Source organism: Ruegeria sp. CF2, from assembly GCF_056537385.1.
Map to the genome: position 1 here is coordinate 413,588 of NZ_JBQFRL010000002.1, position 21,898 is coordinate 435,485.

General features: G+C 62.6%; 23 protein-coding genes. 13 read left to right on the forward strand and 10 right to left on the reverse strand.

Annotated elements, in window-relative coordinates:
- Positions 1-20: 20 nt before the first annotated feature.
- Positions 21-1,544, reverse strand: a complete 1,524-nt coding sequence (locus tag ACR0IR_RS13050; protein WP_170364239.1) for a DUF2125 domain-containing protein — start codon at positions 1,542-1,544, stop codon at positions 21-23.
- A gap of 133 nt (positions 1,545-1,677) precedes the next feature.
- On the opposite strand from ACR0IR_RS13050, the gene ACR0IR_RS13055 reads away from it, so the two are divergent.
- Genes ACR0IR_RS13055 through ACR0IR_RS13065 form a run of 3 tightly spaced genes read left to right on the forward strand, consistent with a single transcriptional unit; the run spans position 1,678 to position 3,763 of the window.
- Positions 1,678-2,427 (forward strand): SDR family oxidoreductase, encoded by a 750-nt coding sequence (locus tag ACR0IR_RS13055; RefSeq protein ID WP_093964250.1) that lies wholly within the window; start codon positions 1,678-1,680, stop codon positions 2,425-2,427.
- A complete protein-coding gene (locus ACR0IR_RS13060) occupies positions 2,424-3,032 on the forward strand; it encodes an enoyl-CoA hydratase/isomerase family protein (RefSeq protein WP_170341288.1) in 609 nt (202 codons plus the stop codon). The genes ACR0IR_RS13055 and ACR0IR_RS13060 overlap by 4 nt, the downstream gene beginning before the upstream one ends.
- Positions 3,029-3,763: a VOC family protein gene (locus ACR0IR_RS13065; protein WP_170364240.1), complete on the forward strand. Its 735-nt coding sequence runs from the start codon at positions 3,029-3,031 to the stop codon at positions 3,761-3,763. Before ACR0IR_RS13060 ends, ACR0IR_RS13065 begins: the two co-directional genes overlap by 4 nt.
- On the opposite strand, the gene ACR0IR_RS13070 is transcribed toward ACR0IR_RS13065, so the two are convergent.
- Entirely contained in the window at positions 3,764-4,060 is a 297-nt protein-coding gene (locus ACR0IR_RS13070) for an HNH endonuclease (protein ID WP_170342229.1), read from the reverse strand.
- A 48-nt stretch (positions 4,061-4,108) separates the two neighbouring features.
- Here ACR0IR_RS13070 and ACR0IR_RS13075 point away from each other — a divergent pair, with 48 nt between their 5' ends.
- Positions 4,109-5,299: a TIGR03862 family flavoprotein gene (locus ACR0IR_RS13075; protein WP_170364242.1), complete on the forward strand. Its 1,191-nt coding sequence runs from the start codon at positions 4,109-4,111 to the stop codon at positions 5,297-5,299.
- Here the strand turns inward: ACR0IR_RS13075 and ACR0IR_RS13080 are convergent.
- The 5 genes from ACR0IR_RS13080 to ACR0IR_RS13100 all read right to left on the reverse strand — a co-directional run bounded on the left by ACR0IR_RS13080 (position 5,296) and on the right by ACR0IR_RS13100 (position 10,584).
- Positions 5,296-5,892, reverse strand: a complete 597-nt coding sequence (locus tag ACR0IR_RS13080; protein WP_170342233.1) for a glutathione S-transferase family protein — start codon at positions 5,890-5,892, stop codon at positions 5,296-5,298. The two genes, ACR0IR_RS13075 and ACR0IR_RS13080, sit on opposite strands and share 4 nt — an antisense overlap.
- An 81-nt stretch (positions 5,893-5,973) precedes the next feature.
- Positions 5,974-7,002, reverse strand: a complete 1,029-nt coding sequence (gene holA, locus ACR0IR_RS13085) for a DNA polymerase III subunit delta (RefSeq protein ID WP_170364244.1) — start codon at positions 7,000-7,002, stop codon at positions 5,974-5,976.
- Positions 6,999-7,499 carry an LPS assembly lipoprotein LptE gene (gene lptE / locus ACR0IR_RS13090; protein WP_170342238.1) on the reverse strand — a complete coding sequence of 167 codons (501 nt, stop codon included), beginning with the start codon at positions 7,497-7,499 and terminating at the stop codon, positions 6,999-7,001. Before lptE ends, holA begins: the two co-directional genes overlap by 4 nt.
- The gene (leuS, locus tag ACR0IR_RS13095) at positions 7,486-10,023 is read right to left on the reverse strand and encodes a leucine--tRNA ligase (protein ID WP_170364246.1); all 2,538 of its coding nucleotides are present in this window, start codon (positions 10,021-10,023) and stop codon (positions 7,486-7,488) included. The genes lptE and leuS overlap by 14 nt, the downstream gene beginning before the upstream one ends.
- 72 nt (positions 10,024-10,095) lie before the next feature.
- Complete coding sequence (locus ACR0IR_RS13100) at positions 10,096-10,584, reverse strand: DUF3576 domain-containing protein (protein ID WP_170341302.1); 489 nt, start codon at positions 10,582-10,584, stop codon at positions 10,096-10,098.
- A gap of 280 nt (positions 10,585-10,864) precedes the next feature.
- Here ACR0IR_RS13100 and ACR0IR_RS13105 point away from each other — a divergent pair, with 280 nt between their 5' ends.
- Together ACR0IR_RS13105 and ACR0IR_RS13110 are read left to right on the forward strand one after the other, a co-directional pair.
- On the forward strand, positions 10,865-11,935 hold the full coding sequence (locus tag ACR0IR_RS13105; RefSeq protein WP_170364419.1) for a porin: 1,071 nt from the start codon (positions 10,865-10,867) through the stop codon (positions 11,933-11,935).
- A gap of 103 nt (positions 11,936-12,038) precedes the next feature.
- The gene (locus ACR0IR_RS13110) at positions 12,039-12,698 is read left to right on the forward strand and encodes a YggS family pyridoxal phosphate-dependent enzyme (RefSeq protein WP_170364248.1); all 660 of its coding nucleotides are present in this window, start codon (positions 12,039-12,041) and stop codon (positions 12,696-12,698) included.
- Here ACR0IR_RS13110 and ACR0IR_RS13115 read toward each other — a convergent pair.
- Both ACR0IR_RS13115 and ribA read right to left on the reverse strand, forming a co-directional pair.
- Complete coding sequence (locus ACR0IR_RS13115; RefSeq protein ID WP_170364250.1) at positions 12,682-13,182, reverse strand: L,D-transpeptidase family protein; 501 nt, start codon at positions 13,180-13,182, stop codon at positions 12,682-12,684. The genes ACR0IR_RS13110 and ACR0IR_RS13115 overlap by 17 nt on opposite strands.
- Positions 13,179-14,273 (reverse strand): GTP cyclohydrolase II, encoded by a 1,095-nt coding sequence (gene ribA, locus ACR0IR_RS13120; RefSeq protein WP_170364252.1) that lies wholly within the window; start codon positions 14,271-14,273, stop codon positions 13,179-13,181. The genes ACR0IR_RS13115 and ribA overlap by 4 nt, the downstream gene beginning before the upstream one ends.
- Before the next feature lie 162 nt (positions 14,274-14,435).
- Between ribA and ACR0IR_RS13125 the strand changes: the two genes are divergently transcribed.
- The 5 genes from ACR0IR_RS13125 to ACR0IR_RS13145 all read left to right on the forward strand — a co-directional run bounded on the left by ACR0IR_RS13125 (position 14,436) and on the right by ACR0IR_RS13145 (position 17,960).
- Positions 14,436-15,122: a response regulator transcription factor gene (locus ACR0IR_RS13125; RefSeq protein WP_093964262.1), complete on the forward strand. Its 687-nt coding sequence runs from the start codon at positions 14,436-14,438 to the stop codon at positions 15,120-15,122.
- A 192-nt stretch (positions 15,123-15,314) separates the two neighbouring features.
- Positions 15,315-16,103, forward strand: a complete 789-nt coding sequence (locus ACR0IR_RS13130; protein ID WP_170342259.1) for an exodeoxyribonuclease III — start codon at positions 15,315-15,317, stop codon at positions 16,101-16,103.
- Between the two features lie 88 nt (positions 16,104-16,191).
- Positions 16,192-17,109: a thioredoxin family protein gene (locus tag ACR0IR_RS13135; protein ID WP_170364254.1), complete on the forward strand. Its 918-nt coding sequence runs from the start codon at positions 16,192-16,194 to the stop codon at positions 17,107-17,109.
- A gap of 27 nt (positions 17,110-17,136) precedes the next feature.
- Positions 17,137-17,778, forward strand: coding sequence for an LON peptidase substrate-binding domain-containing protein (locus ACR0IR_RS13140; protein WP_170364255.1), 642 nt, complete (start codon positions 17,137-17,139; stop codon positions 17,776-17,778).
- On the forward strand, positions 17,775-17,960 hold the full coding sequence (locus ACR0IR_RS13145; RefSeq protein WP_093964266.1) for a Trm112 family protein: 186 nt from the start codon (positions 17,775-17,777) through the stop codon (positions 17,958-17,960). The genes ACR0IR_RS13140 and ACR0IR_RS13145 overlap by 4 nt, the downstream gene beginning before the upstream one ends.
- On the opposite strand, the gene ACR0IR_RS13150 is transcribed toward ACR0IR_RS13145, so the two are convergent.
- Positions 17,957-19,219, reverse strand: a complete 1,263-nt coding sequence (locus ACR0IR_RS13150) for an FAD-dependent monooxygenase (protein ID WP_254441561.1) — start codon at positions 19,217-19,219, stop codon at positions 17,957-17,959. The genes ACR0IR_RS13145 and ACR0IR_RS13150 overlap by 4 nt on opposite strands.
- 57 nt (positions 19,220-19,276) lie before the next feature.
- On the opposite strand from ACR0IR_RS13150, the gene ACR0IR_RS13155 reads away from it, so the two are divergent.
- Both ACR0IR_RS13155 and ACR0IR_RS13160 read left to right on the forward strand, forming a co-directional pair.
- Positions 19,277-20,605 (forward strand): amidase, encoded by a 1,329-nt coding sequence (locus tag ACR0IR_RS13155; RefSeq protein ID WP_170364259.1) that lies wholly within the window; start codon positions 19,277-19,279, stop codon positions 20,603-20,605.
- Positions 20,606-20,714: 109 nt separating this feature from the next.
- Entirely contained in the window at positions 20,715-21,896 is a 1,182-nt protein-coding gene (locus ACR0IR_RS13160; RefSeq protein WP_170364261.1) for an aminotransferase class I/II-fold pyridoxal phosphate-dependent enzyme, read from the forward strand.
- The last annotated feature ends 2 nt before the right edge of the window (positions 21,897-21,898 follow it).

Below are 21,898 nucleotides of genomic sequence, written 5' to 3' on the forward strand. Positions count from 1 at the left end.
GAAGGCCAGGCCAAGCGAGCTTACTTGATCCGTTGACCATTGGCCAAAATCTGGCCGTCCTTGGTGAACTCGATCTTGGAGTTCAGCGTATCGGGCTGGTCGCCGGGAACGGCCATCATCCCCATCATCATGCGCGCGCCCATGGCGTCGTTCTCGGACATGAACCCCATTCCGATCAGCTTGTCGATCAGGGCGTTGGCACCCACCAACTGGAGGTTTGCCTCACCCGCCGGCGCCGGAACGCCTCCGAACTCTTCGGTGTTCGAGTTGTCGAAGGTGAAATCACCGGTTCCGGTCAGCTTGGCGCCGACCATCGAGACCAGCAGTTCATTGATTTTGAGCGAATGCAGTTCGGCCGGAATCTCGTCCGAGCCTTCCAATGCTTCGGCAACTTCCGGGTCCAGGAAGTTCAGGAGAACCTTTGCGGTGCCCGTCGCATCCAGCGCGATCGTGGCTGGATCGCGTGGCAACGCGCCTGCGGGGTCGAACATGCTCCACAGAATGTCGGACATGGTGAAGTCTGTCAGATTCATCGCAAAGCCGAACGGCTCGACCTCTTCTGATGCCTGGATAGGTGCCTCGAGTTTCAGACCGGCCTTCGCCATTGCAATCTCGATGGGAAACGGCAGGTCTGCCGTGGTTACTTCGAGCTTTGCATTGTTCTGTTCGACGTCATACGCCAGACGCTCGGCGTCGATGCTGGCACCGAAGCGGCCACCGTCCGAACTGCTGGCCATCGAGAAAGCCTCGCCCTCGCTGGTGCCTGCGATGCTGGTTTGGCCAGCGCCGTAGGTGAAGATCCCGTCAAAGGCAAAACCAGCCTCATATGCGCCTTCCACGTCCGCCAGGCTGAAGCCTTCGGGGATTACGTTCTTGCCTTCAAACTCCAGCTGGTCGAGCTTGCCGTTGATGCGTGCATCTTCGCCCGTTTCCGGGTCTTGGAAATTCAGGTCATAGGTCAGGTTTGCCGCGGTGAAATTCTGGTCGACCTTGCGGCCCTCTCCGATCTGCATCCGGGATGCACCGGCCAGGTTGATCATCTCAAAACCCAGATCCAGCGCGTCGTCGGGCATCGCTTCGCCATCGACCATGATGTTGTCGAGCGCCAGTGCCAGCTTGCTGGCAGAGTAGTCATAGGTCATGTCGTCGGGCGACCCCGAAACCAGCATTTTCAACCCGGTCTGCGAGTACAGGATATCCACCGAGAATTCTTCCTCCTCGGCCTGGCCGGATACCGTCATGGGGAAGCTTTCGGGGAATTCGATGCTGACCGTTCCGTCGCCGTTTTCCGTCAGGGTCATTTCCGGAACGACCATGTCGAACGAGCCTTCTCCCTCAGGAAGGTCCATCTTCATGGTCATGTTCGTGATGGTGGTGACGTCGCCAGAGGTGTTCTGCTCGCCGGTGATGGTGTACCCCATGCTGCCCATGTAGGCCTGCCAATCCGACCAGACATCGTTGGCGGACAGATCGGCAAAAGCGCCTTGGGTTGCAACGGCATAAGCCAGCGCGGCACCGCAGCTGCGGCGGAAGAAAACGGACATAAGGGAACCCTTCTCGGTAAAAATTGCGCGCATGGTCGTGGTTGTCGCGGCTGCCGTCAAGGGGCAAGGGCTGGACGATTTCCCCGTTTGCGCGGTACCACTTTACCCGATTTCAATCCAAAAGGATTACAGGATGCACATGAAGGGCAAAACAGTACTGATCACCGGAGCCAGCCGCGGCATCGGCGCCGAAGCAGGGCGCGTATTTGCCGCAGCCGGCGCCAATGTCGCGCTGGTAGCGCGCAGCCATGATCAGATCGACGCATTGGCCGCGGCACTGGGTGAGAACGCCATCGCGCTGTCTTGCGACGTCAGCGATTTTGCGCAGGTGGAACAAGCGGTTGCGGATTGCGCCGACCGCTTTGGCCGCGTGGACGTGCTGATAGGCAATGCAGGTGTGATCGATCCAATCTTTCACCTGTCAAATGCCGATCCAGCAGCCTGGAGCAAGGCCATCGACATCAACCTCAAGGGTGTGTTCCACGGGATGCGCGCGGTTCTGCCGCTGATGCGCGCGGCGGGCGGCGGGACGGTTCTGACCGTTTCCTCCGGAGCCGCCTCGAACCCGGTCGAGGCCTGGAGCCACTACTGCGCGTCCAAGGCCGGGGCGAAAATGCTGACCGAATGTCTTCACCTGGAAGAGGCGCATCACGGCATACGCGCCATGGGTCTGTCCCCGGGCACGGTGGCGACCGACATGCAGCGGGTCATCAAGGCCAGCGGCATCAACCCGGTCAGCCAGTTGGACTGGGACGATCACATCCCGGCCGACTGGCCGGCGCGGGCGCTGCTGTGGATGTGCTCGGAAGATGCGGACGAGTTTCTGGGAACCGAGATTTCGCTGCGCCGTGATGACATTCGCCAGAGGATCGGCCTGACGTGATCGACCTGACCCAGCAGGACGGTCTGTGGACGGTCACGATCAACAACCCCGGCAAGGCCAATGCCCTGACCGGGGCCATGTTGTCGGACCTGCTGCAGATCGCGGAAGCGGCCCAAGAGGCGCGCGCCCTGATCCTGACCGGAGCGGGCAAGGTGTTCAGTGCCGGCGCCGATCTGGACGAGGCGCGGGCAGGCCTTGCGACCTCGGACCTGTGGGAGCGTTTGTCCGGAGCCATCGCGGCGCTGCCCTGCCTGACCGTCGCTGCGTTGAACGGCACCATGGCGGGCGGGGCCAACGGTATGGCCTTGGCCTGTGACCTGCGCATCGCGGTGCCCACGGCCAAGGTCTTCTACCCGGTCATGCGGTTGGGGTTCCTGCCGCAGCCATCGGACGTGAAACGCATGCGGGCGCTGATCGGCCCCGCCCGGACCAAGTTGATCCTGATGGCAGGCCAGAAGGTCACGGCGGACGAAGCGCTTGCCTTTGGCCTGGTGGACCGGGTGGTCGCTCCGGAAGATCTGATGCAGACCGCGCGGGACCTGGTTGCGGACAGCCTAGCCGCTGATCCGCAGACGGCGGCCGGTATCGCCGGGATGTGCGGATGAGGATCGCTGCCCTTCGCCTGCGTGTGGCTGATCCCGCACGGCTGGCCGATTTTTACAGGGAAAACCTCGGCATGGTCGTTCGTGCCGAGGGAGATGCGCGGCGAGCGGGCTACCCGGGGCCCAGCGCCGACCTTCTGCTCCTGCCCGGAGGCGGCGGATACGCCCACGACCGGGGTCAGAGATACTGGAAGATCGGCATCACCTTGCCAGATCTCGACCAAGCGGCGGAATGGCTTCGGCGCGCTGGCATCAACGTCAGCCGTCCGGCCCAGTTTCGAGATATCGGTTACATGTGCCACCTCTCGGACCCCGAAGGCTTCTCGATCGAGCTTCTTCAGCATGATTTTGAGGGGAAGCGGCCCAAAAAGCAGCGGGATGAGAACCCGTTCGGACAGGCCGCCGTGGGCCAGATCACTCTGCGGACCGGCGACATTTCGGCAGAGGATGCGTTTTGCAGGGATTTGGGCCTGCGCCTGCTTTCCATGCAGGACGTGGCCTCGCACGGGTTTGATCTGCATTTCTATGCCTTCACGACCGAGGTGCCGCCGGACCCTGATCTCTGGGCGGTCGCAAATCGCGAATGGCTGTGGAAACGTCCCTATACCATTCTGGAATACCAGCATATTCCCGATGCGCGAATCGTTCCCGCGCCAGACTTTCTGGGCATCGAGGTCGAGGGCCTGGCTGCAACGGAAACAGACCCGATGGGTGATCCTTTCCTGCCAGCCTGATCAACGGCCGCGGCGTCGGCCCGGGACTTTGGATTGAAACCCAGGCGGACGTTTGCGTACCCAGTCCAGAAACCGGTTCAGCCGGGGATGCGTGCGCAGGCTTTCGACAGTGTTGAAGTCTCGCGCAAGCTCGGCTTCGGTCAGGGTGGCGTGCACCTCCTTGTGGCAGATCTTGTGCAGCAGAACCGTGGGACCGCCCTTGCCACCTTTGAGTTTTGGGATCAGATGGTGCAGGCTGCCGGTCCCGTTCGGGATCGGGCGGTTGCAGAGCGGGCAGATCGGATCGCTGTTCGTCATCACCGGAACACAGTCGCGGCTGAACGCAAGTGAGGCAAGAGGGCAGATATGGCACAGGCAGTGGTGATCGGGGCAGGCCCCGCCGGGCTGATGGCCGCCGAAGAACTTGCCGCGGCCGGGCACAATGTGCTGGTTGCCGAGGCCAAACCCTCGGTGGCCCGCAAATTCCTGATGGCGGGGAAGTCCGGTCTGAACCTGACAAAGGACGAGCCGTTTGACCGCCTGATTTCGGCGTACGGCGATGCGGCGGACTGGTTGTACCCAATGATTGCCGCATTCGATGCGCAGAGCGTGCAAAGCTGGGCGCGGGACTTGGGCCAAGATCTGTTCACGGGGTCCACAGGGCGGGTATTTCCCAAATCAAAAAAAGCTTCGCCATTGCTGCGCGCCTGGCTGGCGCGGCTGGACGAGATGCGGGTCGAGATCCGCACCCGTTGGCGCTGGTTGGGTTGGGACGGCCCCGCGCTGGTCTTTGATACGCCGGAAGGTCGGCAGAAAGTGGTTGCTGACGTCACGGTTCTGGCGCTTGGCGGTTCCAGCTGGGCGCGTCTGGGATCGGATGGCGCTTGGGCGCCGGCTCTGGCCGAGGCTGGGGTTCCACTGGTCCCTTTTGCACCATCGAACGCCGCACTGTCCGTCGAATGGAGCCCCCATATGGCCGCGCATTTCGGTCAGGCACTGAAATCTGTTCGGTGGCGCGCGGGCGACCTTGCCAGCCGTGGCGAGGCGGTCATTTCAGCCAAAGGCCTGGAAGGGGGCGGTCTTTACCCGCTGACACCCGCGCTGCGGCAGGGTGCTGATCTGTATGTGGACCTCGCGCCGGACCGCACGATTCAGGATCTGTCCGGGCGTCTGTCAAAAGCTGGCCCGAAAACCACTTTGACCCGTTGGTTGAAGAACGGCCTGCGACTGCCGCCGCCAAAGATCGCCTTGTTCCACGAAATGACACATGGGCAGAATCAGCGGCGCGATGATTGGGTCAAGACTTTGAAGGCTTTGCCTGTTCGCAACGCAGGCTTGCGCCCGCTGGACGAAGCCATTTCGACCGCAGGCGGGGTTGCGAAAAGCGGGCTGGACTCGGGGCTGATGCTGAGAGCCAAGCCCGGCGTGTTCTGCGCAGGCGAGATGCTGGATTGGGAAGCCCCGACCGGCGGCTATCTGTTGACCGCATGCCTGGCGACAGGTCGTTGGGCGGGGCGCTCGGCCGCAGAATGGGCCGGGCCGTCCCAAGCGGATTAGGCAGATTTGGCCATCTCACCCAGTTTCTTGTAGGCCGGACGCTCGCGAACGCGCTTGCCGTAGGCTTTCAGGCTGTCTGAATTCATCGGGAAGCCAGCCGATTTTGCCCAACTCATGCAGTGAATGCACAGGATGTCCGCGATCGTCATCTGCTCGCCCTGAAGGAATGGCCCTTTGAATCGTTGCCCCATGCGTTGAAAGCTGCGGTCAAACTCCCACTGGGCGGTTTCGACGACCTGTGGAACGCGTTTGTCCTTGGGCAGAATGAACATATGGCGGGCGGCCAGCCACAGCGGAGCATCGAATTCTTCCAACAGCGCGTGCAACAACGAATCCTGCTCGGCCCGTTCCGGGGTGCCGGCGGGGTACGTGAAGGCCCTGTGCTTGTCCGCCAGATAAGTCATGATCGCCGCGCTGTCCGAAATGACTGCGTCGCCATCCTGCAGGACAGGGATCTTGCCCGTGCCGTTCAGGTCCAGAACGCGCGGGTCGTGCGGGCCCGCATCGATCCACTCATAGTCCTGCCCCAGTTCCTCCAATAGCCAGATCACCCGAGAGGCACGACTCTGGATGCGCCCGTAGATCTTGTACATGTCATGCTCCTGCGTGGTTGCCCTGGCGACAGGGTGGGGGACTGCGCCGCCGCGTCAAGTCGGACGCGCCGTTAGTTCAATTCAGCGTGACCGCGCCAGCATGGCCAGCCGGATCAGAGCGCGCTCGACCAGGGCCATGGCCGGGGCAGTCTGCCCTGCCGACCGGAGAGACAGATCCGTATCCGTCAGCACGGTCAAAGCCGTCTGCAGCTTGTGCGCGCCCCAATTCTGCGCCTGCCGAAGTATCCGGTCACGCCGTTTGCCATAAACCGGCGGCCGGAGTTTGCCGATCCCTTGCGCCGCGCCACCGGGGTCCGAGGCGCAGGCATAGAGCGTGCGAAAATGGCGGGTCGCGCCGATGCACAGGGACACCGCATTGGTTCCTTGCGCCTGCAACCGTCGGATCAGGGGCCCGATTTCACCGGATCGGCCTTCGGCAACGACGTTGAGAACGTCATCCAGGGCCGCCTCATTGGATTGCGGTGCGCAGGCCTCAATGTCTTCGACGGTAACGTCCGACGCATCGCCACGTTTGTAAAGAGACAGCTTTTCAACGGTTTGCGCAAAGTCTCCCGGGCTGAGTTCGGTCGCCAGATCGCTGAGCACGGACATCGCGTCACGGGGAACACTTGCAAGTCCGGCTTGGGCCAGAACACGCTCGATCTCCGCGCGCGACGGTGGGTCGTCATAGATCCCGACCGCATACGCAGCCCGATGGCCTTCGAACGCTTTGCGCAGCTTCGAGCTGGCCTTGAGCTGCCCGGCGGTCACAATGATCTGAGCGTCGCCTGGCGCCCAATCCTCGAGCGCAGCGGCGATCGCCGGGGTTGCGGCGTCTGTTGCATCCTCGACGAATACGGCGCGCGCGCCGGGAAAGAACCCCACAGCCTTCACGGCATCCAGCAGAAGGGCAGGATCCGCCCGCAGATCCGAGGCCGGAAGACGGGTCAGGCGCATTTCCTCTTCGGCACCCGGGCCCAACAGCGCGGCCAATACCTGCTGGCGCTTGAGCGCAACGCGCATCGCGTCGGCGCCGTAGATCAACAATCCCGTCTTGTCGGGGTCAGGTTTGGCGAAATACCCCTCGGCGTCGCGCGGGGACAGCTTCATGAAGCCAGGCCCGGTGCGGAATACAGGCGCGTGACGATCTGATCGGACAGGATGACCATCAGCCTCTCTTTGGCATCCCGTTCATCAGCGAGCGTGGAAACGGTGGACCCCGCGGCGGAGTAGCCTACGAAATCGGCCACAGTGCCGGACACAAGGATCTGGCCCGTTTCATTGGATCTCAGCGTATAGCTGGCGCGCCCGTCAATCGAATACCGGTTGGTCTCGTTCGAGGTCGTGATGGCGGCCCCGCGGGTCACCGTAGAGACCTGCACATTCAGGCTGTAATCCTTGGCTGAACTGACGCTGCGCCCGAGGGACTGCTCCAGATTCTGCACCAGAAGGTAGCTTTCGACCGAATCTGGCGCTGACACGGCGACCTTGCCGTATAATTCGCTGCCAGCGCCGCCCGGGGCATAAACCGGCTGGAACCCACAAGCGGGCGCCACGGTCAACGCCGCCAACGAAAGCAGCAGGTTTCTGCGGTCAAACAACGACATTCACGATCCGGCCCGGAACAACGATCACCTTTTTCGGAGCAGCGCCATCCAGCGCCTTCTGCACAGCTTCGGTGCTGAGCGCGATTCTTTCAACCTGCGTCTTGTCCAGATCCTTGGCCACGCTGATCTCGGCACGGCGCTTGCCGTTGATCTGGATGGGCAGGGTGACGGTATCATCGACCAGCATCGACTCGTCCGCCACCGGCCAGGGCGCCAGCGCCACCAGCCCTTCGCCGCCCAGCATCTGCCACAGCTCTTCGGACAGGTGCGGCGTCATCGGCGACATCAGCTGCGCCAGCGTCTTGGCCGCCTGCCGCTTGGCCTGTGCGCCCGCCTTGGATTTGGCCAGCGTGTTGGTAAAGGCATAGAGCTTGGCGATCGAGGCGTTGAAGCCGAAGGATTCGACCCCGCCGGTCACGTCATGGATGGTCTTGTGCATCTCGCGCAGCAGCGCTTCGTCCTCGGCATTGGCCGGGGCGTCGGACGCGGCGATCTCGGACACGATGCGATGCACGCGGCTGAGGTGCTTGTGCGCGGCCTCGGCGCCGGCGGCGGTCCATTCCACGTCACGCTCGGGCGGCGAATCGGACAGAACGAACCAACGCGCGGTATCCGCCCCGAAGGCCGAGATGATGCTGACCGGGTCGACCACGTTTTTCTTCGATTTCGACATCTTGGCCGAGGGGATGATCTCGACCGGCTCGCCCGTCGCCTTCAGCTTGCCGTCCTCGACCTCTTCGGGAAGGTGATAGACCGGGCGGCCCTTGTCGTCGCGGGTCTGATAGATTTCATGGGTGACCATGCCCTGGGTGAACAGCGCGTCGAACGGCTCGATCGCCTTTTTCGGCAGATGTCCCGTCAGATGCATGGCCCGGGCGAAGAACCGCGAATACAGCAGGTGCAGGATCGCGTGTTCGATGCCGCCGATATACTGGTCCACGTTCATCCAGTACTCGGCTTCAGCCAGATCGGTCGGCGTTTCGGCACGCGGCGCGGTGAAACGGGCGAAGTACCACGACGAATCGACAAACGTGTCCATCGTGTCGGTTTCGCGCTTGGCCGGTTTGCCGCAGGACGGGCAGGCACAGTCGCGCCAGGTCGGGTGACGGTCCAGCGGGTTGCCCGGTTTGTCGAAGGTAACATCGTCGGGCAGGCGAATCGGCAGGTTCTCCTTTTTCTCCGGCACTACGCCGCAATCGTCGCAATGCACCACCGGGATCGGACAACCCCAATAGCGCTGGCGCGACAGGCCCCAATCGCGCAGGCGGTACTTGGTCACGCCTTTGCCCCAGCCGGCCTTCTCGGCAAAGTCGATAGTCGCGTCGATGGCTTCCTGTCCGGTGGCCTCGGTCAGACCGGCGAAATGGTTGACCCAGCGCACCTTCTGCTCTTTCGGCGGGACGAAGGCGATCTTGTCCACCGGCGTGTCGTCATCCAGGGCAAAGAAGGTGTCGATTACCGGCAGGTCGTATTTGCGGCAGAAATCCAGGTCGCGCTGGTCATGCGCGGGGCAGGCAAAGATCGCGCCGGTGCCGTAATCCATAAGGATGAAATTCGCGATCCAGACCGGCAGTTCCCAGTTCGGGTCCAGCGGGTGTTTGACGCGGATGCCGGTGTCGAAACCCAGCTTCTCGCCGGTCTCGATGGCCTCTTCCGTGGTGCCGCCCTTGCGGCATTCGGCAACGAATTCAGCAACTTCGGGGTTCTCGGCCTCAAGCTGCTTGGCGATCGGGTGATCGGGCGAGATACCCACGAAAGACGCCCCTAACAGCGTGTCCGGCCGCGTGGTATAGACGGTGATGGGTGCACTGTCGTCGGTGCGCTCGAAGGAAAACTCCAGACCGCGTGACTTGCCGATCCAGTTTTCCTGCATCAGCCGCACCTTGGCGGGCCAGTTGTCGAGCGTATCCAGCGCATCAAGAAGCTCTTCCGAGAACTCGGAGATCTTGAAGAACCACTGGGTCAGCTCGCGCCGCTCGACCAATGCGCCCGAGCGCCAGCCGCGGCCGCTTTCCACCTGTTCGTTGGCCAGCACGGTCATGTCCACCGGGTCCCAGTTGACCACGGCGTTCTTGCGATAGACCAGCCCCGCATCCAGCATGTCGAGGAACAGCGCCTGCTGCTGGCCGTAATATTCCGGGTCGCAGGTCGCGAATTCGCGCGACCAGTCGATCGACAGGCCCAGCGGCTTCATCTGCGCGCGCATGTCGGCGATGTTGCCATAGGTCCAGTCCTTGGGATGGCCGCCGATGGCCATGGCCGCGTTTTCCGCCGGCATCCCGAAAGCATCCCAGCCCATCGGGTGCAGAACGTTGTGCCCGGTGCTCAGCTTGTGGCGCGCGATCACGTCACCCATGGTGTAGTTGCGCACATGCCCCATGTGGATGCGCCCCGACGGATAGGGGAACATTTCCAGCACATAGTATTTCGGCTTGTCCGCCGTCCGTTTGGCGGTGAAGATCCCGGCCTTGTCCCAGGCCTCTTGCCATTTTGCTTCGATTTCGTTGGCCGAGTAACGCGACATCATGCGGTCCTTCGTGAATGAAAACGCCGGGCAGGGGCCCGGCGTGGTAATATTGTGATTTTCTGCGGGTTGCTAGAGCTTGTTGTCCGCGATCCGCAGCTGGCGCGCCCGCGAAAGAATCGCATCTTCGACCGCACGCGTGGTCGCCGCGCTGACCGGAGCGCCCCCGCTGGTCTGCAGAGCCACCGAAAGGGACCGCGCCGCCAAGGCCGGATCACTGATGTGCACCGTCGCCCGATAGGACCGCCCGCCGCCCGGCGGTTTGCCGTAACCCGTTATGATCACGCCGGTAAACGGATCCACCTCCTGCACCGGCAGGAAGCTGAGCACATCCAGCGACGCCGCCCACAGGTACCGGTTGACCTGGGTGACCTGTTCCGAGTTGTTGGGGCCGAACACATCCCAGATAGTCGAACGATTCGGATCGTTGAGCTCGCGGGCCTCGGACGAGCTGCCGTCGGCGGATAGAACATTGGGGTTGGGCGACGTGCTCCGATTCTGTCCGCACGCAGAAACGGAGGCAGTCAAAACGGTCAAACCCAAAATCGTCAGCAGGCGCATCGTCGGCAGGTCCTGTTTTCACATGTTTTGCTTTGCTAGGAGATACTCCTAGACAACGTACTGTGCTGCAACAACCCCATTCTTGGCTTACGTGCCGGTGCCGCTGAAATATCGGGGTGAATTCGACTGTGGCATCCTTGCACCAATTTGGGGTCAAAGAACCGAAGCTGTCCAAGGCATGCTTGCGCAACAGGGGCAAAAAGAGCGAAACGGTCTGCGTGCTGAGACATATGCAGCAGGTATGTGTCGAGTAGAAATTATTGAAACCGAGGGAAACAAGATGAAAAAAGTTCTCTTCGCATCGACCGCACTGATCGCAACCGCATCGGTTGCCGCGGCCGAAGTTAAGTTCAGCGGTTATGGCCGCTTTGGTATCGGTTACCTGGAAGACCGTACCGGCGTTGTGACCAACTTCAACACCGGCGTGACCACGACCACGACCACGACGACCGCTTCCGGGACCAACCAGAACCAGAACACTGGTCAGACCACCACCAACACCACGACCGTTTCGACCGACGAAACCATCCTGGTCTCGCGCTTCCGCCTGAACATCGACGGCATCGCGGAAACCGACGGTGGCGTCCGCTTTGAAGCACGTGTTCGTCTGCAGGCTGACGAGAACGCCGGCAACGGCGAAGCAAACGCAGCCGGCCTGAACGGCGCTCGCTTCTCGGTCATCTACGGTGGTCTGCGTGTTGACGCCGGCAACGTTGCTGGTTCGTTCGACAACTTGGCAAACTACTACGGTAACGAGCCGGGCCTGGAAAACTTCATCGGTCAGTACTCGGGCGTTGACTACAGCTTCCTGGGCTACTCGTCGACCGGTGCAGGTTCGAACGCTGTGTTCTTCCAGTACGCAGTTGGTGACTTCGCCTTCGGCGCATCGTACGATCAGGCAACCTTTGGCCTGAACGGTGTTGCAGACAGCGCAGACCGCTGGGACATCAGCTTCACCTACAGCTTCAACAACTTCACCGCAGCTGTTGCTTATGGTGAAACCAGCGCCATCGGCGACGTTGTTGAGAAGCAGAGCCTGGCAGTTCTGACCCTGGGTGCTGAATTCGGCGACTTCTCGGGCACCATCTTCGTCGCAGACGATGACGTTGCAGACGAGGACCTGAACGGTACCGCATACGGTCTGTCGGCAGCCTACAACGTTGGCGCTGCAACCACCCTGACCTTCGCTTACGGCGACGGTTCGGCTGACAACGACACCCAGCAGTACGGCATTGGCGCCATCTACGACCTGGGCGGCGGTGCATCGCTGCGCGGTGGTATCGGCCAGTCGAAAGCCGGTGACGGCGACAGCCGCCTGCGCGCTGACTTCGGTGCTCAGTTCAACTTCTAAGTTGATCTGAACCGCAAGGTTTGAGGGCGGGTCTTCGGACCCGCCCTTTTCTTTTGCGCCGACATGGTGTTTTTCTGCGGACAAATGGAAACAGAGGGAATCCATGTCGCTGCAAGAAATCACTGCCCGCATCGCCAAGGCCGAAACCGCAGCCGGCCGCCCCAAGGGCACGGTCCGGCTGATTGCCGTATCCAAGGTGCAGCCCAACGACCGGGTCGAGGCCGTGTTGAAGCAGGGTCACCGGTGTTTTGGTGAAAACCGGGTGCAGGAGGCCGCCGGCAAGTGGCCCGCCTTCCGTGAAAGCTATCCCGATATTGATCTGCATCTGATTGGTCCGCTGCAAACCAACAAGGCGCGGCAGGCGATGGAACTGTGCAACGCGATCCACTCGGTCGACCGTCCCAAACTGGCCAAAACCCTTGCGCGGCTGGCGCAAGAGGTGGGGCAGTGTCCTGATCTGTTCATTCAGGTAAATACCGGCGAAGAGGCCCAGAAAGCTGGGGTCATGCCCGCCGAGGCCGATGATTTTGTCGCCGAATGTCGATCACTTGACCTGCCGGTGCGTGGGTTGATGTGCATTCCGCCCGTCGACGAGGAGCCCGCGCTGCATTTTGCTCTGCTGGCCAAGATCGCGCGCCGAAACGGTTTGGAAGGCCTGTCCATGGGGATGAGCAGCGATTTTGAAACGGCGATTGCGCTGGGTGCAACTCATGTCCGGGTGGGGTCGGCCATTTTTGGTGACCGGGTCAAACCCGAGGAATGATGATCCGGGTTCCGGGTGCGACGCGCCGCGCGATCCAGTGCAGATGGTCGCGCTGGAACGCCACGCAACCTTCGGTCGGATAACCCGGCCTGCGCCACTGATGCAGAAAGATCGCTGATCCGCCGCCCGGTGTGGCAACGGGCCAATTCCAATCGGTAATCAGCACCAGATCGTACAGCGGATCAGCCCGACGCAGGCGTTCGTGGCTGCATGGATAGGGCTCCCGAACGTGTTGGTTGTAGTCCTGATCCCTATCGTCATCCGACCACAGATCGCCCGGCCCGATGGGCAAAGCCCACGGGGCGGGAGGCGCAATCCGATCCGGGCGGTACAGCATTCCGACAATGTGGTGGTGCCCTGTGGGGGTGGCCCCGTCGCCCTCGCGCTTGTGGTTGCTCAGGCCACCTCTGCCGACGGTGCAGGGAAACCTGCGGCCGAAGAACCGTACTCCGGTCGGCGTCACCACCAGATCAAGAGGGCTCACAGCAGGTGGCCCGATTTCGAGGCCTTGGTCGCCAGATAGGCCCGGTTGTGGGCGGTTTCCCCGACCTTCAGCGGCACACGCTCGGTAACGGCAATCCCGGTCCGTTCCATCATTGCGATCTTCGCCGGGTTGTTGGTCAGCAACCGGACCGAACTGAACCCGAGCGATTTCAGGATGTCCGATCCCAGGCGGAAATCGCGCTCGTCATCTTCAAACCCAAGCCGGTGGTTGGCTTCGACCGTGTCGAAGCCCTGATCCTGCAGGAAATAGGCGCGCATTTTGTTGGCCAGGCCGATCCCGCGACCTTCCTGGTTGAGATACAGCAGAATCCCATGCCCCTCGGCCCCCATCTGGGCCAGGGCACCGCGCAGTTGCGGGCCGCAGTCGCATTTCAGGCTGCCCATCAGATCACCGGTAAAACAGGCCGAATGCAACCGAGCCAGAACAGGTTTCGAGCGATCCGGGCGGCCGATTTCGATGGCATAGTGCTCCTCGCCACCGTCCTCTGGGCGGAAGACGTGCAGACGACCGGCCTCGGACACCTCCATCGGCAGGCGCGCGGCAACCACCTCGTGCAAGGGGCTGCGATCGGCCAGATGCGGCGCGGCGCGTGTGTGGTCGATGCAGGTCAGACCGTGTGTCGCCGCAAAGGCCCGGCCGTTTTCGACCGCAACCACCACCGCAGCGGGCAGCAGGCGGGCGGATTTTGTCAGTGCGATTGCGATGCGATGCAGGTGCGCATTGCCCTGGCGCTGAGTCATCAAGGGCCCCTTCATCGGGGCATTCAGGTCATCGGACGGGTCTGCAACCGCCTGCACCCACCCCAGATCAGCCTCGGCCGGTATCACGACCCGAGCAAGATCACCGTCATAGGCGCGGGCTTTCAGCGTTTCGGCCCGTCGTCCTGTGATGGCAACCACAGGCGTGTCGCCAAGCCCCCTCAGGTCCGCCAGACGCTGCGGGTTGAGTGTCTCTGCGGCGACGGCAACAACGCTGAAATCCCCGTCATCCGTCAGCACGACCGGAACGCCCATCCGAAGGTCGGCACGCGCCCGGGCCAGCAACTCGGTGATGTCTGGAATGAGACTCATTGATGTTATCCTGTAACGTTCGACCCTCGTCCTAGCCCGTTCGAAAGGAAATGTGAAACATTTCCGGCCCACCAGACACGAGGGCGTGAGAGCATTGCAGCAAAACTTGTTGATTGCATCTTCCACGCTCAAGTGTAGCAAAAGGTTTAGGAGGACCGGGACATGGCGCAACTCAAGAAAATCCTGCTGGTCGATGACGATGAAGACCTGCGCGAGGCGCTCAGCGAGCAGTTGGTGATGACCGAAGACTTTGATGTATTCGAAGCCTCCGACGGCCAATCCGCGATGGAGCGGGCGCGCGAAGCCATCTATGACCTTGTGATCCTGGATGTGGGTTTGCCCGACACGGATGGGCGCGAGCTGTGCCGCCTGATGCGCAAGCAGGGGGTCAAAAGCCCGATCCTGATGCTGACCGGCCATGACAGCGATGCCGATACGATCCTGGGGTTGGATGCGGGTGCCAACGACTATGTTTCAAAGCCGTTCAAGTTCCCGGTGCTTCTGGCCCGGATCCGTGCGCAGCTGCGCCAGCACGAACAGTCTGAAGATGCCGTTTTTGTCCTGGGGCCGTACACCTTCAAGCCGGCGATGAAGATGTTGATCACCGAGGACGACCGCAAGATTCGGCTGACGGAGAAGGAAACCAACATTCTCAAGTTCCTGTATCGCTCGACCGACGGCGTGGTGGCGCGCGATGTGCTGCTGCACGAGGTCTGGGGCTACAACGCCGGTGTAACCACACATACGCTGGAAACGCACATCTACCGGCTGCGTCAGAAAATCGAGCCCGATCCCTCCAATGCGCGCCTTTTGGTCACAGAATCTGGTGGATATCGACTGGTGTCGTAACCATAGGTGGATTGATGTGGATCAAAGTGATACTCTGCAAGCATCTTTAGGATAATCCCATCCCGTGCATGTCCGGGTCATGACATGTACCTCCCTGTTGGACTGCCGGGCCTTTGGCCCGGCTTTTTTTCGGATGGCACCCCGGCACCTGCCGCGCTAGTTTGCCCGAGTCGCGACAAGGGAACCCCGATCATGCCTTTCACTCTGGCCACCTGGAACATCAATTCCGTTCGCCTGCGCGAGCCGATCGTGCTGAAATTGCTGCAGGAGGAAGCGCCGGACGTGCTGTGCTTGCAAGAGTGCAAATCGCCGGTCGACAAGATCCCGACCGAGGGATTCGCGGAACTGGGCTACACCCACATGATCGCCCGCGGTCAGAAGGGCTATAACGGCGTGGCCATCCTGTCGCGCCTGCCGATCACGGACCTGGGCGATCAGGACTTTGCCGGGCTGGGCCATGCCCGGCATGTGGCGGGGCAACTGGAAAACGGGGTGATCATCCACAATTTCTACGTCCCGGCAGGCGGCGACGTTCCCGATCGCGAGGTGAACGAGAAATTTGGCCAGAAGCTAGATTACCTGACCGACATGCGCGACTGGTTCCACGCTGAAAAGCCGCAGAAATCCATTCTGGTCGGCGACCTGAACATCGCCCCTCGCGAGGACGACGTGTGGTCGCACAAGCAACTGCTCAAGGTCGTGTCGCACACGCCGATCGAGGTCGAGCAACTTGCCGAGACGCAGGATGCGGGCGGCTGGGTCGATATCACCCGGCAGGACATCCCCGAGGGACAGCTCTACAGCTGGTGGTCCTATCGCGCCCGCGACTGGGATGCGGCTGACAAGGGGCGGCGCCTGGATCACGTCTGGGCGACGCCTGATATCTCGAACGCCGGCCATTCCAGCCGCATCCTGCGCGACGCGCGCGGCTGGGAGAAGCCCAGCGACCACGCGCCCGTCTTTGCCAGTTTCGATCTTTGATCGGTGCGGGATTCCGCAACTCGGCCCTTGGTTTCCCGGTCGGCTGGTTGCATATAAGGCGCAAGACTGAATCCGGAGAGTGAATGCCATGGAACTTCTGAACGGCGCAGGCAGCCCCGCAGCCACCGATCTGATCAAAGACGGAACCGAGGCCACTTTCATGGCCGATGTCGTCGAGGCATCGCAGGAATTGCCCATTATCGTCGACTTCTGGGCGCCCTGGTGCGGTCCGTGCAAGACCTTGGGTCCGGCCTTGGAAGAGGCCGTGACCGCGGCCAAGGGCGCGGTCAAGATGGTTAAAATCAACGTGGACGAGGCGCAGATGATCGCCTCGCAATTGCGTATCCAGTCGATTCCGACCGTCTATGCCTTCTTCAAGGGGCAGCCGGTTGACGGATTCCAAGGCGCATTGCCAGGATCAGAGATCAAGGCCTTCATCGACCGCGTGATCGAGGCCGCCGGGGGCCAGAGCCCGGGCGGCCAGCTGGACGAGGCCGTGGAAGCCGCCGAAGAGATGCTGAATGATGGCGCGGCAGTGGATGCGGCCCAGACCTTTGCCGCCATTCTTGGCGAAGACCCCAAACATGCCGCGGCCTATGGCGGCCTGGTACGGGCGCACATCGCGATGGGTGACCTTGATCAGGCCGAGGCGATCCTGAACGGCGCTCCGGCCGAGATTTCAACGACGGCCGAGTTGGAAGCTGCCCATGCGCAGCTGGAACTGGCCAAGCAGGCCGCAAATGCCGGGCCGGTGGCCGAGTTGAGGGCAGCGGTCGAAGCAGATCCTGAAAACCATCAGGCCCGTTTTGACCTGGCGCAGGCGCTCTATGCCAACGGCAAGGCCGCCGAGGCGGTTGACCAGCTTCTGGAGCTGTTCCGCCGCGATCGGGAATGGAATGATGGCGCAGCCAAGGCGCAGTTGTTCACCATCTTCGATGCGCTCAAGGCCAATGACCCGATCGTTTTGAACGGCCGCCGCAAACTCAGCTCGATGATATTTGCCTAACCGCGCATCAGAGCTAGAATCGGAAACATGATGCATCCCGCCGATCTGCCGGACACGGTGTCCGTGTTTCCTCTGCCCGGGGCGCTGTTGCTGCCCCGGTCACGCCTGCCGCTGCATATTTTCGAGCCCCGCTACCTGCAAATGCTGGATGACGCCTTGAAAACCAAAGAGCGGTTGATCGGCATGGTCCAGCCGAACCCTTGTCAAAACGACGACACCAAATTGCATCGGATCGGATGCGCCGGACGTGTCACGCAGTTTTCCGAGACCGAAGACGGGCGCTATCTGATCACGTTGTCCGGTGTATCCCGGTTTCGCATACAATCCGAATTGGATGGTTTCACGCCGTATCGTCGCTGCGCCGTTACTTGGGACGGGTTCAACCGCGATCTGGGCAAAGGGGAAATAGACGATACGTTCGACCGGTCCGGCTTCCTGCGTTTGCTGGGGCGTTACTTTTCCGCCCGCCAACTGTCGACCGATTGGGAGTCGCTGAACGAGGCGGATGACGAATTACTGGTCAACTCCCTGTCGATGCTTCTGGATTTCGACCCTGAGGACAAGCAGGCCCTGCTTGAGGCGCCCTGTCTGCGCACCCGGCGCGAAACGCTTGTCACACTGATCGAATTCTCGCTGCGCGGGGGTTCAAACGAGGAACAATTGCAATGACTGAAACGGAACCGGGGTTCGACCGCCACATGCTCGAGGCGCTGATCTGCCCCCAGACCCACACCACCCTGGAATATGACGCCGAGCGGCAGGAGCTGGTCTCGAAAGCCGCTGGTCTGGCTTTTCCCATCCGCAACGGGATTCCGGTGATGCTGGTGGATGAGGCGCGCAAGCTCGACTAGATCGGGCGGCCCTGCAGCAGCTTGGGCAGGTCGCCTGTCAAACCGGCGGCCTCGCGCACGAAGCCGCGGCGCAGGTTGGGCAGGGAGCCCACGATGCCCATTCCGATGTCGCGCCCCAGCCGCAGGATCGGATTGTCGTTCGAAAACAGCTTGTTGAACACATCTGTCGCCATTGCCAGGGCCGCCGTGTCAAAGCGGCGCCATTCCTGATAACGCTCCAGAACCAGCATCGAGCCGATGTCCTCGCCGCGTCGCCCGGCCAGCGTCAGCACCTCGGCCAGAGCGCCGACGTCGCGCAGCCCGGCGTTCAGCCCCTGACCGGCGATCGGGTGCATGCCATGTGCCGCATCACCCACCAGCGCCAGCCGCTCGGCGATGAAGAAATTGGCGATGGTCAGGTTCAGCGGATAGGTGAACCGATCGCCCTGCAGGCGGATGTCACCCAGAAAATCGCCGAATCTGGGCCGCAGGACCTGAAGGTACTCGGCCTCGTCCAGCGCGTTGATGCGCTGCGCGGTGTCAGAGCGTTCGCTCCAGACGATCGAGCTGCGGTTGCCGGTCAGCGGCAGGATCGCCAGCGGTCCGGGGGGCATGAAGAACTGATGTGCGATGCCGTGATGCGGCAGGTCGTGTTCGATGGCGCAGACCAGCGCGGTCTGGCCGTAGTCCCATCCGGTCCGCTTGATCCCGGCGCGGGCGGCGGTGCCGCTGCGGCGGCCGTCGCACCCCACAAGAAGCCGACCGGACAGCGCCGATCCGTCATCCAGCGTCACGGTCACACCGCCAGGCCCGGTCTCTTGTGCAACCACGGTTTTGCCATCGACCCGAGTGATTGCCGGGTCCGCCTCCATCGCCGCAAGAAATGCGCGCCGCAGGTGACGGTCCTCGACCATATAGCCCATCGGGCCTTCCTCGATCTCGGCATGATCGAAATGCATGAAAAACGGCGACGGGCCTGCGCCGGCATGGCCATCGGTGACCTTGATCTCCAACATCGGCTGGGCGTTCTCTGCGATCCGTTCCCAGACGCCGATCGCGGCCAGCAATCGTTGCGAGGCCAGCGCCAGCGCATAGGCACGCCCGTCGAACGCCGCGGTCTTGCGAACCTTCTCGGCCAGCGCGTCGATCACGGTGACGCTGTGCCCGGTCTGCGCCAGCGCCAGGGCCAGGGCGGGGCCGTTCAGCCCGCCGCCCACGATCAAGATATCGGAAACCTGTGTCATGCGGTGCAATATGCGCGCCCTTTCGGGATTGTCCATGTGCAGTCCTGTCGCTACCGTCGCCGAAACACGAATTTTTCCGACTAGGGGGCAAAGATGCAGGACTGGCTGACCATGACGGCATGTGACCTGGGCCGGGGGATCGGCATGGGTCAGATCGATCCCGAGGAACTGACCAAGGTCTATCTGGCGGCCATCGACGCCCATCCGCACCGCGACCGCATCTATGCCCGCGTCACGCATGACCGCGCCCGCGCCGAAGCCCGCGCGGCCAAGGAACGGGCGGCCCAAGGGCTGCGCCGGTCCCTGCTGGATGGGGTGCCGATCAGCTGGAAGGATCTGTTCGACACCGCCGGGATCGGAACCGAGGCCGGATCGGCCCTGCTGCGCGGCCGCGTGCCCGAGCATGACGCAACAGTCCTGCGCAATGCGACGGCCATGGGCGCGGTCTGTCTGGGCAAGACGCATATGAGCGAACTGGCCTTCTCGGGGCTTGGTCTGAACCCCGTCACCGCGACGCCGCCCTGCGTGAATGACGAAAAGGCGGTTCCGGGCGGGTCGTCCTCGGGCGCCGCGGCGTCGGTGGCTTTTGGTCTGGCGGCTTGCGGTATCGGCTCGGACACGGGCGGATCGGTGCGCATTCCGGCCGCGTGGAACGACTTGGTGGGGCTGAAAACTACGTCGGGGCGGCTGAGCCTTGAGGGCGTGGTGCCCCTGTGCCTGCGGTTCGATACGGTCGGTCCGCTGGCGCGGTCGGTCGAGGATGCGGCGCAGATGCTGGCGCTGCTGGAGGGCGGAACGCAGGCCGATCTGCGGGGCGCCAGCCTGAAGGGGCGGCGGTTTGCCGATCTGCAGACCATCGCGCAGGACGATCTGCGCGACGCACCACGCCAGGCTTATGCCGATGCGCTGGACCGCCTGCGCGATGCCGGGGCCGAGATCGTGCCGCTGGAGGTGCCGGAGCTGGCCGAGGCGATGGGCCTGTCCGGTGTTCTCTACACCACCGAAGCCTATGGCCTGTGGCGCGACGTGATCGAAGCCAACCCCGAGGCGATGTATCCCGAGATCCTTGAACGGTTCCGCGCGGGCAAGGGGCATTCCGGCCCGGATTACGTGGCCGCGTGGTCGCGCCTGAAAGCCTGCCGATCGGTCTGGGACGCGGCCACCGCCGGCTTTGACGCGGTTCTGGCCCCCACCGCGCCGATCCTGCCGCCGGATCTGGACCGGCTGATGAATGACCATGACTATTACGTCACCGAGAACCTTCTGGCTCTGCGCAACACCCGGATCGGCAACCTGATGGGGCTGGCGGCGCTGTCGCTGCCCACCTCGACACCGTCCTGCGGGCTGATGATGCTGGGCTATCCGGGCTCGGAAGAGGCGCTTCTGCGGCTGGGTGCGGCGGCCGAGGCGGTTCTGACCTGAATGCCACAATCCCCTGATTCGGAACCTCTTTGTCTGGACGCGAGGGGGTTCGGCCTGTAATCTGCTGGAAAACCGGGGCGCCAATGATCCCGGTATCGAGGCAGCAGTCATGAATTTCCCCGAGCGGTTTTCGAACCTACCGGCCTATGCTTTTCCGCGTCTACGCGCCCTGCTCGACCATCACGCGCCGGGCGGCGAAGTCGTGCATATGACGATTGGCGAGCCCAAGCATGACTTTCCGCCCTGGGTGACCGATGTCATCGTGGAAAACGCCGCCGGATTTCAAAAATACCCGCCGAACGAGGGGTCCGACGCGCTGCGCGGGGCCATCGCCGACTGGATCGACCGCCGCTATGGCGTGCGGATGGACCCCGAGGCCAACATCATGGCGCTGAACGGCACGCGCGAGGGGTTGTACAACGCCGCCATGGCGCTCTGCCCCGAGCAGAAGAACGGCCAGCAGCCGATCGTGCTGTGTCCCAACCCGTTCTATCAGGTCTACATGGTGGCCTCGATCTCGGTCGGGGCGCAGCCGTTTTTCGTGCCGGCAACTGCGGCCACCGGGCATCTGCCGGACTGTGCCGGCCTGCCAGAGGATGTGCTGAACCGCACTGCCGTGGCCTATATCTGTTCGCCCGCCAACCCGCAGGGTGCCGTTGCTTCGCGCGACTACTGGGCCGAGCTGATCCGGCTGGCCGAGCGGTACGATTTCCGCATCTTCGCCGACGAGTGCTATTCCGAGATCTACCGCGACGCGCCGCCCACCGGCATCCTGACCGTCGCGCAGGAGCTGGGCGCCGACCCAGAGCGGATCACGCTGTTCAACTCGCTGTCGAAACGGTCGAACCTGGCGGGGTTGCGGTCGGGGCTGATCGCGGGCGGGCCGGAAAGCATCAGGCGGGTCAAGCAGTTGCGCGCCTATGCCGGGGCGCCCTTGCCGCTGCCGTTGCAGGCCGCCGCGGCCAGGGTCTGGGCCGACGAGGCGCATGTTCAGGAAAACCGCGCGCTGTATCAGGAAAAATACGCCATCGCCGATCAGGTGTTTGCGGGCGTTCAGGGCTATATGCCGCCCGAGGCGGGGTTCTTTCTTTGGCTGCCCGTCGAGGATGGCGAGCAGGCCGCATTGAAGCTGTGGCAGGAAACCGGGGTTCGGGTCCTGCCGGGCGCATATCTTTCACAAGGGGATCCGGGGCAGAACCCGGGCAAAGGCTTTATCAGGGTCGCGATGGTGGCCCCAAAAACAGAGATGCAGCGCGGGCTGATCACGCTCCGCGACTGCATCTATTCGTGAGG

What these genes read in the sequence shown, in the direction of transcription:
- holA (WP_170364244.1), bottom strand. Translation starts at nt 7,002, where the DNA reads ATGAAGCTGTCCCCGCGCGACGCCGAGGGGTATTTCGCCAAACCTGAC.
- ACR0IR_RS13080 (WP_170342233.1), bottom strand. Translation starts at nt 5,892, where the DNA reads ATGTACAAGATCTACGGGCGCATCCAGAGTCGTGCCTCTCGGGTGATC.
- leuS (WP_170364246.1), bottom strand. Translation starts at nt 10,023, where the DNA reads ATGTCGCGTTACTCGGCCAACGAAATCGAAGCAAAATGGCAAGAGGCC.
- ACR0IR_RS13070 (WP_170342229.1), bottom strand. Translation starts at nt 4,060, where the DNA reads ATGACGAACAGCGATCCGATCTGCCCGCTCTGCAACCGCCCGATCCCG.
- ACR0IR_RS13055 (WP_093964250.1), top strand. Translation starts at nt 1,678, where the DNA reads ATGCACATGAAGGGCAAAACAGTACTGATCACCGGAGCCAGCCGCGGC.
- ACR0IR_RS13075 (WP_170364242.1), top strand. Translation starts at nt 4,109, where the DNA reads ATGGCACAGGCAGTGGTGATCGGGGCAGGCCCCGCCGGGCTGATGGCC.
- ACR0IR_RS13135 (WP_170364254.1), top strand. Translation starts at nt 16,192, where the DNA reads ATGGAACTTCTGAACGGCGCAGGCAGCCCCGCAGCCACCGATCTGATC.
- ACR0IR_RS13050 (WP_170364239.1), bottom strand. Translation starts at nt 1,544, where the DNA reads ATGTCCGTTTTCTTCCGCCGCAGCTGCGGTGCCGCGCTGGCTTATGCC.
- ACR0IR_RS13155 (WP_170364259.1), top strand. Translation starts at nt 19,277, where the DNA reads ATGCAGGACTGGCTGACCATGACGGCATGTGACCTGGGCCGGGGGATC.
- ACR0IR_RS13110 (WP_170364248.1), top strand. Translation starts at nt 12,039, where the DNA reads ATGTCGCTGCAAGAAATCACTGCCCGCATCGCCAAGGCCGAAACCGCA.
- ribA (WP_170364252.1), bottom strand. Translation starts at nt 14,273, where the DNA reads ATGAGTCTCATTCCAGACATCACCGAGTTGCTGGCCCGGGCGCGTGCC.
- ACR0IR_RS13150 (WP_254441561.1), bottom strand. Translation starts at nt 19,219, where the DNA reads ATGGACAATCCCGAAAGGGCGCGCATATTGCACCGCATGACACAGGTT.
- ACR0IR_RS13065 (WP_170364240.1), top strand. Translation starts at nt 3,029, where the DNA reads ATGAGGATCGCTGCCCTTCGCCTGCGTGTGGCTGATCCCGCACGGCTG.
- ACR0IR_RS13100 (WP_170341302.1), bottom strand. Translation starts at nt 10,584, where the DNA reads ATGCGCCTGCTGACGATTTTGGGTTTGACCGTTTTGACTGCCTCCGTT.
- ACR0IR_RS13145 (WP_093964266.1), top strand. Translation starts at nt 17,775, where the DNA reads ATGACTGAAACGGAACCGGGGTTCGACCGCCACATGCTCGAGGCGCTG.
- lptE (WP_170342238.1), bottom strand. Translation starts at nt 7,499, where the DNA reads ATGTCGTTGTTTGACCGCAGAAACCTGCTGCTTTCGTTGGCGGCGTTG.
- ACR0IR_RS13125 (WP_093964262.1), top strand. Translation starts at nt 14,436, where the DNA reads ATGGCGCAACTCAAGAAAATCCTGCTGGTCGATGACGATGAAGACCTG.
- ACR0IR_RS13105 (WP_170364419.1), top strand. Translation starts at nt 10,865, where the DNA reads ATGAAAAAAGTTCTCTTCGCATCGACCGCACTGATCGCAACCGCATCG.
- ACR0IR_RS13130 (WP_170342259.1), top strand. Translation starts at nt 15,315, where the DNA reads ATGCCTTTCACTCTGGCCACCTGGAACATCAATTCCGTTCGCCTGCGC.
- ACR0IR_RS13140 (WP_170364255.1), top strand. Translation starts at nt 17,137, where the DNA reads ATGATGCATCCCGCCGATCTGCCGGACACGGTGTCCGTGTTTCCTCTG.
- ACR0IR_RS13160 (WP_170364261.1), top strand. Translation starts at nt 20,715, where the DNA reads ATGAATTTCCCCGAGCGGTTTTCGAACCTACCGGCCTATGCTTTTCCG.